The sequence below is a fragment of the Paraburkholderia ginsengisoli NBRC 100965 genome (genome assembly GCF_000739735.1).
Lineage (GTDB): Bacteria > Pseudomonadota > Gammaproteobacteria > Burkholderiales > Burkholderiaceae > Paraburkholderia > Paraburkholderia ginsengisoli.
Genome location: NZ_BBJF01000002.1, coordinates 33430 through 46927, shown reverse-complemented (window position 1 = coordinate 46927; position 13498 = coordinate 33430). Strand labels below are relative to the sequence as shown.

The following is a 13498-nucleotide window of genomic DNA, read 5'->3' as shown; positions in this document are numbered from 1 at the left end:
GTACTGTTATGGCTAATAGTAGGAAGTCGATATACTGGCGTCAAGGATTCATAAAACAGTGTTTACCCGTTGTTTTTACAGCCATTCCGGGTCGGATCGCACAGGCCGGCCGCGCGACGGCGCACGCGTTCAGACCGCGTATTACAATGCTGGTCAGACCGCGTCACCCAGTGAGCCACGATGAAAAACGTTCCGCATACCGTCACCGATGCCGCCATCGCGACCATCCGCGAACGGATCGAAGCGGGCGACTATCCGGTGGGCAGTCTGCTGCCGGCCCAGCGTCAACTTTCCGAAGAACTGTCGATCAGCCGCGCGTCGCTGCGCGAGGCGCTCACCACGCTCGAAGCGCTCGGTCTGCTGGTGATCCGCCCCGGCAAGGGCGTGTATGTGGAAAGCGCGCAGGCCACCGCCGCGCAATCGTGGCGCTTCTCCGAGCAATCGTCGCTGCCGGACACCTATCAGATGCGCTTCGCGCTGGAAGGCTTTGTCGCGCGGATGGCGGCGCTTGCCGTGAGCGACGCTGACCTCGCCTGGTTCGAGGAGAACATCACAGCGATGCAGACCGCGCTTGCCTGCGACGAACTCGACGAAGCTGCGCGCCTCGACTACGCGTTCCATATGCGGATGGTAAGCATTGCCGGCAATGCGGCGATCGAATCGATCCTGCAGAGCAGCGCGGACATCATGAAGGAAAGCCAGCGGATGCCGTTTTATCGGCGTGAACTGGTGCTGTCCACGTACACCGAGCATCGCGCGATTCTGGATGCGCTGACCGCGCGCGATTCCGCGGCTGCCGGCAAGGCCATCGAAACCCACATCTCGAACGCCGCGCAGCGCGCCGGCGTGTATTTCCCGACGCCGCAGATGTAAAAAAGCCGCTCCGAGGAGCGGCTTTTTTGCCCTTGCCGTGGTGCCTTGCCGCCAGACCCGAGGCCGGCTTCACAGGGCACAGCGCAGGGCGCACGAGGCGCGATAACTTACTTTGCGTTGGCGAGCGCCACAGCCGTGTCCAGCATGCGGTTCGAGAAGCCCCACTCGTTGTCGTACCAGCTCGACACCTTCACCAGACGGCCCGACACCTTGGTCAGCGTCGCGTCGAACGTCGACGAAGCCGGGTTGTGGTTGAAGTCGATCGACACCAGCGGCGCATCGTTGTAGCCGAGGATGCCCTTCAGCGCGCCTTGCGACGCTTCCTTCATGATCGCGTTGACTTCTTCGACCGTCGTATCGCGCGCGGCGATGAAGGACAGGTCGACCACCGACACGTTGATCGTCGGGACGCGAATCGCGTAGCCGTCCAGCTTGCCGTTCAGTTCCGGCAGCACCAGACCGACCGCCGACGCAGCGCCGGTCTTGGTCGGGATCTGGCTGTGCGTAGCCGAGCGCGCGCGGCGCAGATCTTCGTGGTACACGTCGGTCAGAACCTGGTCGTTCGTGTACGCGTGGATGGTCGTCATCAGGCCGTTCACAAGGCCGATCTTGTCGTTCAGCGGCTTGACGAGCGGTGCCAGGCAGTTGGTCGTGCACGACGCGTTCGAGATCACCGTGTCCGATGCCTTCAGCACGTTGTGGTTCACGCCGTAGACGATCGTTGCGTCGACGTCCTTGCCGCCCGGCGCCGAGATGATGACCTTCTTTGCGCCGCCTTTGATGTGCGCGCTCGCCTTTTCCTTGGTCGTGAAAAAGCCCGTGCATTCCATCACGACGTCGACGTTCAGTTCGCCCCACGGCAGTTCGGCCGGGTTGCGGTTGGCCAGCACGCGGATCTTGTCGCCGTTGACGACCAGGTAGTCACCATCCACCGACACTTCGCCCGGGAACTTGCCGTGCGCGGTGTCGTATTGCGTCAGGTGAGCGTTGGTCTTGGCATCGCCGAGATCGTTGATGGCAACGATTTCGATATCGTGCTTCTTGCCGTTTTCGTAGAAGGCGCGCAGGGTATTGCGGCCGATCCGGCCGTAGCCGTTGATTGCGACGCGAATCGTCATGATTTATCTCCTGATGGCTAAAAAATTCGTCCTGGTTCGTCTGACTGGCTGCGTTGCCGCGCGTTCACACGCAAAGCGGCAACGCTTGAGCTGAATCAGCCGAGCGCGGCTTTGGCCGTCTCTACCACGTGCTCGACCGTGAAGCCGAAATGCTTGAACAGCACGCCAGCCGGGGCCGATTCGCCGAACGTGTCGATCCCGACCACGCCGCCTTCGAGGCCCACGTACTTGCGCCAGAAATCCGTCACGCCCGCTTCGACCGCCACGCGGCGCACGCCGTGCGGCAACACGCGTTCACGATACTCGGCGTCCTGCTTGTCGAACACCGTGGTCGACGGCATCGATACGACCCGCGCGGCGATGCCTTCGCGCGCCAGCGGCTCGACCGCGTTCAGCGCCAGCTCGACTTCCGAGCCGGTGGCGATCAGGATGATCTTGCGCGCGACGATCTCGTCGTTCCAGTCGCGCAGCACGTAACCGCCCTTCTCGATGTTGGCGATCTGCGCATCGGTGCGCTCCGAGAACAGCAGGTTCTGACGGCTGAAGATCAGGCACGACGGGCCATGATGTTCGACCGCGTGGGTCCAGGCCACCGCCGTTTCGACGGTATCGGCCGGGCGCCACACTTGCAGATTCGGAATCAGGCGCAGGCTCGCCACGTGTTCGATCGACTGGTGGGTCGGGCCGTCTTCGCCCAGACCGATCGAATCGTGCGTGAACACGAAGATCGACGGCGCTTTCATCAGCGCGGCGACGCGCAGCGCGTTGCGGCTGTAGTCCGAGAACGTCAGGAACGTGCCGCCGAACGCCTTGAAGCCGCCATGCAGCGCGACGCCGTTGATCGCGGCGCTCATGCCGAATTCACGCACGCCGTAGTTCACGTAGTTGCCGGCGGCCTTGCCTTCGGCATTCACGCGCACCGGTTTCGCGGCCTTCCAGTTGGTCAGGTTCGAGCCGGTCAGGTCGGCCGAACCGCCGAGCAGTTCGGGCAATACGGCCGACAAACCTTCGATGGCCTGTTGCGAAGCCTTGCGCGTCGCGATGGTTTCCGCGCGCTCGTTCGCGCCGGCGATGATCGCCTTAGCCTTTTCCTTCCAGTCCGCCGGCAGTTGCTTCGCGTCACGGCGCTTGAACTCGGCCGCTTCGTGCGGGTACTTGGCCGCATAGGCCGCGAATGCCTTGTCCCACTCGGCTTCGTTGCGTGCGCCGGCTTCCTTCGCGTCCCATGCTGCGTAGACCTCCTGCGGAATCACGAACGGCTCCCACTTCCAGCCGATCGCTTCGCGCGTGGCCGCGACTTCCTTGTCGCCGAGCGCCGAACCGTGCGAATCGTGGCTACCAGCCTTGTTCGGCGAGCCTTCGCCGATCACGGTCTTGCAGCAGATCAGCGTCGGCTTGTCGGACAGCTTGGCCTGCTTGATCGCCGCGTCCACGGCGTCGACGTCGTGACCGACCACGTTCGGGATCACGTTCCAGCCGTATGCTTCGAAGCGCTTGGGCGTGTCGTCGTGGAACCAGTGCACCACTTCGCCGTCGATCGAGATGCCGTTGTCGTCGTAGAACGCGATCAGCTTGTTCAGCTTCAGCACGCCAGCCAGGGAACACGCTTCATGCGAGATGCCTTCCATCAGGCAACCGTCGCCGACGAACACGTACGTGTGGTGGTCGACGATCTTCGCGTCGGGCTTGTTGAATTCGGTGGCGAGCAGCGACTCGGCGAGCGCCATGCCGACCGCATTCGCCAGACCCTGGCCGAGCGGGCCGGTGGTCGTTTCGACGCCCGGCGTGATGCCGTACTCCGGGTGGCCCGGCGTCTTCGAGTGCATCTGGCGGAAGTTCTTCAGCTCTTCCATCGGCAGGTCGTAGCCGGTGAGGTGCAGCAGCGAGTACAGCAGCATCGAGCCGTGGCCGTTCGAGAGCACGAAACGGTCGCGATCGGCCCATTGCGGGTTCGTCGGATTGTGTCGCAGATGCCGCGACCACAATGCCACGCCGATTTCGGCCATGCCCATCGGCATGCCAGGGTGACCGGAATTCGCTTTTTGAACGGCGTCCATGGACAACGCGCGGATTGCGTTGGCCATCAGGGAGGTGGGTGCGGGAGACGAGGTCGTCATGTCGAGTCCGGAGACAGAGTCAGAAAGCGGTGCGCGCTTGAGGACCGGGAGCTCGAATGCCAGTTCGCTTCGGCGCACGATGCGGCGCCAGGAGCGCGAAACGGGCAGAGCAAACGGACAAGGCTGAAAGCGAGACATTCTAACAGAACGTTGCCCGGCCTCCGGCTCGGAAAGCCGCCTGGCTGTGAGTGTCGCCGCACACGCCTACGCGCGGCGCGCGTCGCCCTTTACAATTGGACAACCCCACCCACTGCGCTCCCGCCGGAGCCTGTCATCCGTGAGCGCTCCGCTGCTGTTCCATCCGACTCCCGACGCCGTCTACGGATTTCCGCACGCGCGGCTCGTCGCGCGCGTCGATTCGCTTTATCAGCGCATCGAGGTGTGGGACACGCACCAGCTCGGGCGGCTCTTCACGCTCGACGGCCGGCCGATGACCTCCACCGGCGACGAGTTCATCTATCACGAATGCATGGTGCATCCGCAGGCACTCGCACATCCGTCGCCGCGCTCGGCGCTCGTACTGGGCGGCGGCGACGGCGGTGCCGCGCGGCAGTTGCTCGCGCATCCGGGTATCGAGCGGATCGTGGTGGCGGAACTGGATGCGGAGGTGGTCCGCCTGACCCGCGAGCATTTGCCCGACGTGCACGGCGGCGCTTTCGACGATCCGCGCGTCGAACTGGTGATCGGCGATGCCGCGCATTACGTTGCGGCCGCGGCGCCAGCGCAGTTCGACCTGGTCGTGTTCGACCTGACGCCACCGGATTCGCCCGCCGCGGGTCTGTACACGCCGGCCTTCTACGCGCGGCTCAAGCGGACGATGCGCGCGCCCGCCGCGCTCTCGCTGCATCTCGGCTCGCCGTACTTCCACGCGCGGCGCATTGCCGGCCTGCTCGACGATCTGCGCGGCGCCTTCGGCGTCGTGCGCACGATGCAAACCTTCGTGCCGCTCTACGGCTCGCTATGGATGATGGCCTGCGCGAGCGACACGCTCGACCCCGCCTCGCTCGCCGCCGACACGCTGGTCGAGCGCCTCGTCGCGCGTCGAATCGGGCCGTTGAAGCACTACGATCCGGCGATGCACGCCGGACTATTCTCGGCATCCCGCTCCGTGCGCGATAAACTAAGTCAATTCTTAAAGCCATCAAGCTAACGTGTGGGCACAATGCACGGTTGGGTCGGACCGCGCTATCGAAGCATCGGTACGCGAACGCCGCCCCAATCCGCAGCTTGCGTTTCGCACACCATCAAGATCCGGAGAACTCCATGACCGCCTCCCGCCCAGCCGGTGTGCCCTGGTTGACCCCCTATCTGACGGTACGCGACGCGCGTGCCACGACTGCGTTCTTCTCCGCGGCGTTCGGCTTCGAAGTCCGCGACAGTGTTCAGGACGACGGCGTCGTCATGCATGTCGAGATGACCTATCAAGGCCAGCTCATCGTGATGTTCGCACCGGAAGGCGCGTTCGGCTCGGCTGCGAAAACACCCAAAAGCGCGGGCGCGATCGCCCCGCAATCGTTCTATGTCTATGTCGACGATGTCGACGCGGTTTATACGCGGGCGCTGGCGGCCGGCGCAAAATCGCTGAGCGAGCCGCAAGATCAATTCTGGGGCGACCGGTTCGCTCAGGTCGAAGATCTCGACGGCTACCGCTGGGCGCTCGCTCGCCACCTTTCCTGAGCTAATGAGTATTTTTTTGATGCCCCGCTTCTTCGTCGGTACGCCGCTGAATCCCGACGACGTCATGCCGCTTCCCGATGACGTCGTGCGCCACATCCTCGTGCTGCGCCTGCAGCCCGGCGACTCGATCGTCCTGTTCAACGGCGGAGGCGGCGAGTACAGCGCCGAACTGGTCGAGGTCGAGCGCCGCTCCGCCCAGGTGAAAATTCGCGAATTCCGGCCCATCGAAGTCGAGGCCCCGTACCACCTCACGCTCGCGCAAGGCATTGCCGGCGGCGACAAGATGGACTGGCTGATCGAAAAGGCGGTCGAACTCGGCGCGTCGTGCTTCGTGCCGCTGACCACCACGCGCAGCGTCGTGCGTCTCGCTGGCGAGCGTGCGCAGCGGCGACATGTGCACTGGCAAGGTATCGTGCGCGCGTCGTGCGAACAGTGCGGGCGCAATCGCCTGCCAGAAGTCATGCCGGTCCGCGAAATCGCGACATGGCTCGGCGCGCTGCCTCGCGAACCCGGCGGAGGTGAGCTGCGCATTCTGCTGTCGCCACGCGCCAGCATCAGCTTTTCAGCATTGCCCAGCACTCCGCCGACCGGCCGCGTGACCGTGTTGGTCGGGCCGGAGGGTGGTTTTTCCGCCGCGGAAGAAGCGGCGGCCACCGACCACGGATTCACCGCCGTCGGCCTCGGACCGCGCGTGCTGCGCACCGAGACCGCGGGCATTGCGGTGTTGTCGGCGTTGGCGGCTCGCTGGGGCGGCTGGTAAGCGGTCGTCTCGCCGCTCGCTCTCCCGCGCACGCGGACGAGTGCGGAGCTGCGCGTACCCAGGCACCAAAAGCAAAGGCCCGCCGATTGGCGGGCCTTTCTCTTTATTCTTACTGCAACCGCCGGCCGCGACCGACAGCGCCCATGCAGGCTAAATTCAGGCAAACGAGTAAAACACCCGGAACGCCACCTTGCGCTCCGCCCAGAACTCAGCCGCCTCGCGAAACACGTCCAGCAGCGTTTCACGGCCTTCCTTGTCGAACTTCTGCGCAACCGGCAACTGCTCTAGCACAATCACGAAGCCCGGCTGCGTGCCGGCCTTGTGGACGAGGTCGGTCAGGCAATCGTAGAGCGCGTCGTAGTTCTTGCCAAAATGCTTCGGAAACAGAAACGATGTGGCGATGGTCTCGAGCACTTCCTGTTTGGACGCCGCATTGGCGCAATACGCATACAGAAAATGCTGACCGAGCCGGCCGGCCTCGTCGGCGAGATCCTGCACGCGGAACGCGCGGATCGACTGCACGATGTTCGGTCGCACGGTCTTGAAAAGACTCATGGGCTCCTCGTTCGATGAAACCACAGTGCCTGCATCGCCCTGATTGTCGCGGCCCTGATCGCCGGCGCGCATCTTCATGACGCGTTGGAACAAATTGCCGTCGCCGGCCGCGAAAAGATCCGTCGCGACTCCGGTGTCGTGCGCGTAGACGTTGTCGCTCATGCCGTTCATCCCGATGTCATTCAACAATACGATTAAAACTGGTGTAGTGGTCGTCCGAGTAGTAACAATTATCGGTTCGCTGTAGCGGACCACCGCAGACGATGCGACGCGCCCCGCGATTACGCGCGCGAGGCGTGGGAACGGTGTATTCGTGGTAATAGCCGCGCCGATGGGCCGGCAGCAACCGTTCGCGATTGCCGAATACGATCCCGTCCTTCTCATACGGGTAAGGCCCGCCCGCAGCAATCAAGTTCAATGTATTGACCGCTTCGCGCGGCAACTGCGCCAGCGCGACGGTGCCCTGCCCTTGTGCGGTCGCATCGGTGGGTGCCGCGTAGTCGCGTGCAACGGCGCCCGGTACGGAGCCGGCTAACACGCACAGCGTAACAGCAGCGGTCAGCACGCCTTTGATGCGCAGCCACTTGCGTGCCATGTATCAGGGTTCCCCGCTGTTAGATCACGAGTTTGACGACCATGAAAGTCGTAAGGGTATCGCTAATGGCCTTTGGAATCAACGTTCGACGGCTAGGCCTGGCCTGCCGGATCGTGCGGAAAAGGCCGCAGCCGGGGCTTTGACGACTTTTGACAGAATGTTTAGCTTGATCGGGCTAAACTTAACTTGACTGCGCGAATGGAGGGGAAACTCAGGCTAATCAGCACACTGCCTGGATGCGCTTGCATTCCCCGTAGCGAGAGCTGCGGGCCGGCAGTCTTTTGAAGGTGGAATTGTGTCCTTTGCCGTTTTTGGGTGGCAATCCCCTGCTTGCCCTAAGGCGTGCCCATTGCGGGCACGCCGTTTTTTTGCATGGCGCGCGATCAGCCGGCGCCATGCCCCCGGTCAGGGAATCAGCGAGCGGCGATTACATCCGCCACCAGCAGCGCCGTCATGTTGACGATCCGGCGCACCGTCGCCGAAGCGGTCAGCACGTGGACCGGCTGCGCGGCGCCCAGCAGAATCGGGCCAATCGCGATGTTGTTGCCCGCCGCCGTCTTCAGCAGGTTGTACGAGATGTTGGCCGCGTCGATGTTCGGCAGCACCAGCAGGTTCGCGTCGCCTTCGAGCGTCGAGTCGGGCATCACTTCGCGGCGCAGATTCGCGTCGAGCGCGACGTCGCCGTGCATCTCGCCGTCCACCTGCAGGTCCGGCGCGCGTTCGCGCAGGATCTCCAGCGTGTCGCGCATCTTCTGCGCGGTCGGCGCGTTGCTCGAACCGAAGTTCGAATGCGACACCAGCGCGACCTTCGGCTCGATACCGAAGCGGCGCACTTCCTCGGCCGCCATGATCGTGATCTCGGCCAGCTGTTCCGGCGTCGGGTCGACGTTCACGTGCGTGTCGACCAGGAAGATCTGGCGATTCGGCAACACCAGCCCGTTCATCGCCGCGTAGACCTTGCGGCCTTCCTTCTTGCCGATCACCTGATCGATGAAGTGCAGATGGCGATGCGTCGTGCTGACCGTGCCGCAGATCATCCCGTCCGCTTCGCCCTTCTTCACCAGCATCGCGCCGATCAGCGTGGTGCGGCGGCGCATTTCGAGCTTCGCCATCTGCGGCGTGATGCCCTTGCGGGACATCATCTTGTGATACTCCTGCCAGAAATCGCGGTAACGCTCGTCATGATCGGTGTTGACGACCGTGTAGTCCTGCCCCGCGACCAGCCGCAGACCGTAGCGCGCAATGCGCTGCTCGATCACAGCCGGGCGGCCGATCAGAATCGGCTTGGCCAGCTTTTCGTCGACGATGATCTGCATCGCGCGCAGCACGCGCTCTTCTTCGCCTTCCGCGAACACGATGCGCTTTTTCTCCGGCTCGACACCACGCGCGAGTTGGAAAATCGGCTTCATGGTCGTGCCGCTGTGATACACGAACTGCTGCAGATGCTGTTCGTACGCTTCCATGTCCTCGATCGGACGCTCGGCGACGCCTGAATCCATCGCCGCCTTCGCCACCGCCGGCGCGACCTTGACGATCAGACGCGGATCGAACGGCTTCGGAATCAGATATTCCGGCCCGAACGACAGGTCCTGAATCCCGTACGCCGTTGCGACGATGTCGCTCTGCTCCTGGCGCGCCAGTTCGGCGATCGCGTTGACCGCGGCGATTTCCATTTCCCGCGTCACCGTCGTCGCGCCCGCATCCAGCGCGCCGCGGAACAGGAACGGGAACACCAGCACGTTGTTCACCTGGTTCGGGTAGTCGGTGCGGCCCGTGCACAGCACGGCGTCCGGGCGCACTTCCAGCGCCAGTTCCGGCAGGATTTCCGGCGTCGGATTGGCCAGCGCGAGGATCAGCGGCTTCTCGGCCATCTGCTTGACCATGTCCTGCTTGAGCACGCCGCCGGCCGACAGACCCAGGAAAACGTCCGCACCGCCAATTGCTTCGGCGAGCGTGCGGGCGTCGGTTTCACGCGCGAAGCGCTCCTTGTCCGGGTCCATCAGTTCGACGCGGCCCTTGTAGACCACGCCGGCCAGATCGGTAACGGTGATGTTTTCGAGCGGCAGGCCGATATCGACCAGCAGATCCAGACAGGCCAGCGCAGCCGCGCCCGCGCCGGACGACACCAGCTTGACGTTCTTGATGTCCTTGCCGACCACCTTCAAACCATTGGTGATCGCCGCCGCGACGACGATTGCCGTGCCGTGCTGGTCGTCGTGGAAAACCGGAATCTTCATGCGCTTGCGGCATTCACGCTCGACGATGAAGCAGTCCGGCGCCTTGATGTCTTCCAGGTTGATGCCGCCGAAAGTCGGCTCCAGCGCGGCGATCACGTCGACCAGCTTGTGCGGATCGGTTTCGTTCAGCTCGATATCGAACACGTCGATACCGGCGAACTTCTTGAACAGGACGGCCTTGCCTTCCATGACTGGCTTCGACGCGAGCGGCCCGATGTTGCCCAGCCCCAGCACCGCGGTGCCGTTCGTGACGACGCCGACCAGGTTGCTGCGGGCGGTGAAGCGCGCCGCGTTCAGCGGGTTTTCGACGATCTCTTCGCACGCGAACGCGACGCCCGGCGAATACGCCAGCGCGAGGTCGCGCTGGTTGATCATCTGCTTGGTCGGGGCGATCGCGATCTTCCCAGGGGTCGGGAACTCGTGGTAATCGAGTGCGGCTTCGCGGAGTTTGCTATTGACGGGATTCGACATAAGGCGGGCTTCGAAGTGCGGATTAGAATAGACGTTCGACGGCATTGTAGCCCCAATTGCCTACACGATTCCTTCAATACGGGTACAACTGCCGCGACTTAAACAGAGCGAAACGCCGGGCCGGCGTGCCCGCCCGGACGCGATCCGGACCGGCCTCACGTTCGCACCAGGCGCCGATCGCGTGGCAACTTCGTACAATGCGCGCCGTTAGCCGCCGTTCGCGGCACTTATGAGTTCACCTTTTGCCACCATGCTCTCCGAGTTTTCGCTGATCGACCGTTTTTTTGCCCGCCGGGCCGCCGCCGTACGTGTGTCCGACACCGCCGCCGGCGCACTCGGCATCGGCGACGACTGCGCGCTGCTCGCGCCGCGCGCGGGCGAAATGCTGGCGATATCGACGGACATGCTGGTGGAAGGGCGCCATTTCTTCGCCGATGTCGATCCCCAAGCGCTGGGTCACAAAACGCTCGCGGTGAATCTGTCGGACCTCGCCGCGATGGGCGCGCAACCTCAGGCGTTCACGCTGGCGTTTTCATTGCCGAAAGCGGACGAAGCCTGGCTCGCCGCGTTCAGCGAGGGACTGTTCGCGCTCGCCGCTCGCTACGGCTGCGAACTGATCGGCGGCGACACGACGGGTGGCCCGTTGAATCTGTGCGTGACCGTGTTCGGCAGCGTGCCGCCGCAAGCCGCGCTGCGCCGCGACGCCGCGAAGCCGGGCGACGACATCTGGATTTCCGGCACGCTCGGCGACGCGCGCGCGGGACTCGGCGTGCAACGCGGCGAGTGGTCGGCCGATGCCAGCGATGCTGCGACATTTCGCCACGCCCTCGAACGGCCTGAGCCACGCGTGCCGCTCGGTCTCGCGCTGCGCGGCATCGCGCATGCGGCGCTGGACCTATCGGACGGTCTCGCGGGCGATCTGTTGCATATCCTCGAACGCTCGCGTATGCGCGCCACGGTCGATGCCGACGCCGTGCCGCGTTCCGCCGCGCTGCGCCGCCTCGCACCCGAAATCCAGCGACGCTGCACGCTCGCCGGCGGCGACGACTACGAGCTGTGTTTCACCGCGCCGGCGACGGCACGCGCCGCGGTCGAAGCGGCCGGGCGCGAGGCGGCCGTTCCGGTCACGCGCGTCGGTACAATAAGCGCTCTCCAGGCGGCAGACGACCGCCCGGCAATCGACTGGCGCGATGCCGCCGGCGCGCCGCTCACCCTGACGTTGCAAGGCTTCGATCACTTTCATGCAGACTGATCCCCCGCTCGGCCCCGCCGACGATCTCATTGGCGGCGAGCCGCCCCAGGCGCCGAAGCCGCGCGCACCTCGACCGCAGCCGCGCCGCGCCACCGCGCGTTTCATGCTGTCGCATCCGCTGCACCTGCTGTCGCTGGGTTTCGGCAGCGGCTTGTCGCCGGTCGCACCGGGCACGATCGGCACGCTGTTCGCGTGGGCCTCGTTTGCCGTATTGAGCCGCTATCTGACCGTGATCGAGTGGGGCTTGCTGATCGGCCTGGGCTTCATCGGCGGGATTGCGATTTGCGGGTTTACCGCGAAGCGGCTCGGCATCGACGATCCGTCGCCGGTCGTGTGGGATGAAATCATCGCATTCTGGCTGGTGCTGCTGATGGTCACGCCGGCCACGCTGACCGGCCAGTTGTGGGCGTTCATCGTGTTCCGCTTCTTCGATATGGTGAAGCCGCCGCCCATCAGTTATTTCGACCGCCGTCTGAAAGGCGGCTTCGGCATCATGTTCGATGACCTCGTCGCGGCCTTTTTCACGCTGCTCGTGATTGCGCTGTGGCGCATGTCGGTTTGACCGTTACCGGCAATCGCCGCCTGCCGCGCCTGACCGCCGGCCCTCGTTTTCCGGATTGACTGACGCCATGCCTACCGATTCCGTCGTTCATCAGCTCGCGATTCGCGTGAGCAACCGTCTGCGCGACCAGCGCCTGATGCTCGTCACCGCCGAGTCGTGCACCGGCGGCATGGTGGCGACCGCGATCACCGACATCTCCGGAAGCAGCGGCTGGTTCGAGCGCGGCTTCGTCACGTATTCGAATCAGGCGAAGAGCGAGATGATCGGCGTGCCTGCCGATCTGATCGACAAGCACGGCGCGGTCAGCGAACCGGTCGCGCGCGCGATGGCCGAAGGCGCGCTGCGCAACAGCCGCGCGCAGGTGTCGCTGTCGATCACCGGCGTCGCCGGACCGGGCGGCGGCACCGAGACCAAGCCGGTCGGGATGGTCTCGTTCGGCTGGAGCAACCGGCTGCATACGTCGGTGGAAACGAAGATCTTCAAGGGCGACCGCGAGCAGATCCGCGTGCAGGCCGCCGCGCATGCGCTGCGCGGCGTGCTCGAGCTGCTCGACGAACGCGAATATTGAACCTCGTTTGAAGGCGGGAACGATGCCGGATTCGCACGCAGACAAGGACGAGCTGATTCGCCGCTTCGGTCTGAAGCCGCATCCCGAAGGCGGATTTTTCAGCGAGACGTATCGGTCAGCCGTACGCGTGAGCCGCGACGGTGACGGCTCAGAGCAGACGCGCTCGGCGTCGACCGCGATTTACTACCTGCTATGCGATGGCGCGCATTCGGCGTGGCATCGAATCAAGTCGGACGAAGTCTGGCACTTCTACGCGGGCGAGTCGCTGAACGTCCACGTGCTCGACGCGAACGGCGCGCTGGTCACGCACACGCTCGGCAATACGCTGACGCATCCCGACGCCGTATTTCAGGCAGTGGTGCCGGCAGGCTTGTGGTTCGCGGCGGAGTGCGCCGATCCCGCGACCTTCGCGTTGGTGGGCTGCACCGTCGCGCCGGGGTTCGAATTCAGCGAGTTCGAGATCGCAGATGTGGAAGCGCTGAAAGCGGAGCATCCGCGGCATGCGGAGTTGATCGCGCGATTGGGGCCAACGGCTTGAATTGCTTTGGTCGGTTCGGTCGGTTCACGTGACGTGGCGTCGTCACGTTGCGCCTGAGATTGGCTGGGGTTTGCTGTGCTCGGATGCAGAGCGCCTCGTCGGCCGGAACGGTCTGAACCGTTCCCAGCCACCACGTCAAAACGGCCCGAGTCCGGGCCGTTCAATCAGCCGGCTT

The 13498-nt window shown here is 64.3% G+C and carries 13 protein-coding genes; 8 read left to right on the top strand and 5 right to left on the bottom strand.

Annotated features, from left to right (window positions below; translation table 11 throughout):
• Window positions 1-180: 180 nt before the first annotated feature.
• Complete coding sequence (locus tag BGI01S_RS00490) at window positions 181-873, top strand: FadR/GntR family transcriptional regulator (RefSeq protein ID WP_042320943.1); 693 nt, start codon at window positions 181-183, stop codon at window positions 871-873.
• Between the two features lie 107 nt (window positions 874-980).
• Here BGI01S_RS00490 and gap read toward each other — a convergent pair whose 3' ends face one another.
• Window positions 981-1991 (bottom strand): type I glyceraldehyde-3-phosphate dehydrogenase, encoded by a 1011-nt coding sequence (gene gap / locus BGI01S_RS00485; RefSeq protein WP_006051892.1) that lies wholly within the window; start codon window positions 1989-1991, stop codon window positions 981-983.
• Between the two features lie 95 nt (window positions 1992-2086).
• Window positions 2087-4108: a transketolase gene (gene tkt / locus BGI01S_RS00480; RefSeq protein ID WP_042320942.1), complete on the bottom strand. Its 2022-nt coding sequence runs from the start codon at window positions 4106-4108 to the stop codon at window positions 2087-2089.
• Window positions 4109-4385: 277 nt separating this feature from the next.
• On the opposite strand from tkt, the gene speE reads away from it, so the two are divergent.
• The 3 genes from speE (at window position 4386) to BGI01S_RS00465 (ending at window position 6545) form a co-directional block, all read left to right on the top strand.
• Window positions 4386-5258 (top strand): polyamine aminopropyltransferase, encoded by an 873-nt coding sequence (gene speE / locus BGI01S_RS00475; protein ID WP_042320940.1) that lies wholly within the window; start codon window positions 4386-4388, stop codon window positions 5256-5258.
• Window positions 5259-5371: 113 nt separating this feature from the next.
• The gene (locus BGI01S_RS00470) at window positions 5372-5785 is read left to right on the top strand and encodes a VOC family protein (protein WP_042320938.1); all 414 of its coding nucleotides are present in this window, start codon (window positions 5372-5374) and stop codon (window positions 5783-5785) included.
• 19 nt (window positions 5786-5804) lie between these two features.
• Window positions 5805-6545, top strand: a complete 741-nt coding sequence (locus BGI01S_RS00465; protein ID WP_042320936.1) for a 16S rRNA (uracil(1498)-N(3))-methyltransferase — start codon at window positions 5805-5807, stop codon at window positions 6543-6545.
• Between the two features lie 156 nt (window positions 6546-6701).
• Here the strand turns inward: BGI01S_RS00465 and BGI01S_RS00460 are convergent, their stop codons facing one another.
• From BGI01S_RS00460 to BGI01S_RS00450, 3 genes are all read right to left on the bottom strand, one after another.
• Complete coding sequence (locus BGI01S_RS00460) at window positions 6702-7262, bottom strand: barstar family protein (protein WP_042321212.1); 561 nt, start codon at window positions 7260-7262, stop codon at window positions 6702-6704.
• A gap of 16 nt (window positions 7263-7278) precedes the next feature.
• Complete coding sequence (locus BGI01S_RS00455; protein ID WP_042320933.1) at window positions 7279-7695, bottom strand: ribonuclease; 417 nt, start codon at window positions 7693-7695, stop codon at window positions 7279-7281.
• A 413-nt stretch (window positions 7696-8108) separates the two neighbouring features.
• Window positions 8109-10448: an NADP-dependent malic enzyme gene (locus tag BGI01S_RS00450; RefSeq protein WP_042320930.1), complete on the bottom strand. Its 2340-nt coding sequence runs from the start codon at window positions 10446-10448 to the stop codon at window positions 8109-8111.
• Window positions 10449-10653: 205 nt separating this feature from the next.
• Here BGI01S_RS00450 and thiL point away from each other — a divergent pair, with 205 nt between their 5' ends.
• From thiL to BGI01S_RS00430, 4 genes are all read left to right on the top strand, one after another.
• Window positions 10654-11655 (top strand): thiamine-phosphate kinase, encoded by a 1002-nt coding sequence (thiL, locus tag BGI01S_RS00445; RefSeq protein WP_042320928.1) that lies wholly within the window; start codon window positions 10654-10656, stop codon window positions 11653-11655.
• Complete coding sequence (locus tag BGI01S_RS00440; RefSeq protein ID WP_174447372.1) at window positions 11645-12217, top strand: phosphatidylglycerophosphatase A family protein; 573 nt, start codon at window positions 11645-11647, stop codon at window positions 12215-12217. The genes thiL and BGI01S_RS00440 overlap by 11 nt, the downstream gene beginning before the upstream one ends.
• Window positions 12218-12284: 67 nt before the next feature.
• A complete protein-coding gene (locus BGI01S_RS00435; RefSeq protein WP_042320925.1) occupies window positions 12285-12785 on the top strand; it encodes a CinA family protein in 501 nt (166 codons plus the stop codon).
• Window positions 12786-12807: 22 nt separating this feature from the next.
• Window positions 12808-13323: a cupin domain-containing protein gene (locus BGI01S_RS00430; protein WP_042320922.1), complete on the top strand. Its 516-nt coding sequence runs from the start codon at window positions 12808-12810 to the stop codon at window positions 13321-13323.
• Window positions 13324-13498: the final 175 nt, after the last annotated feature.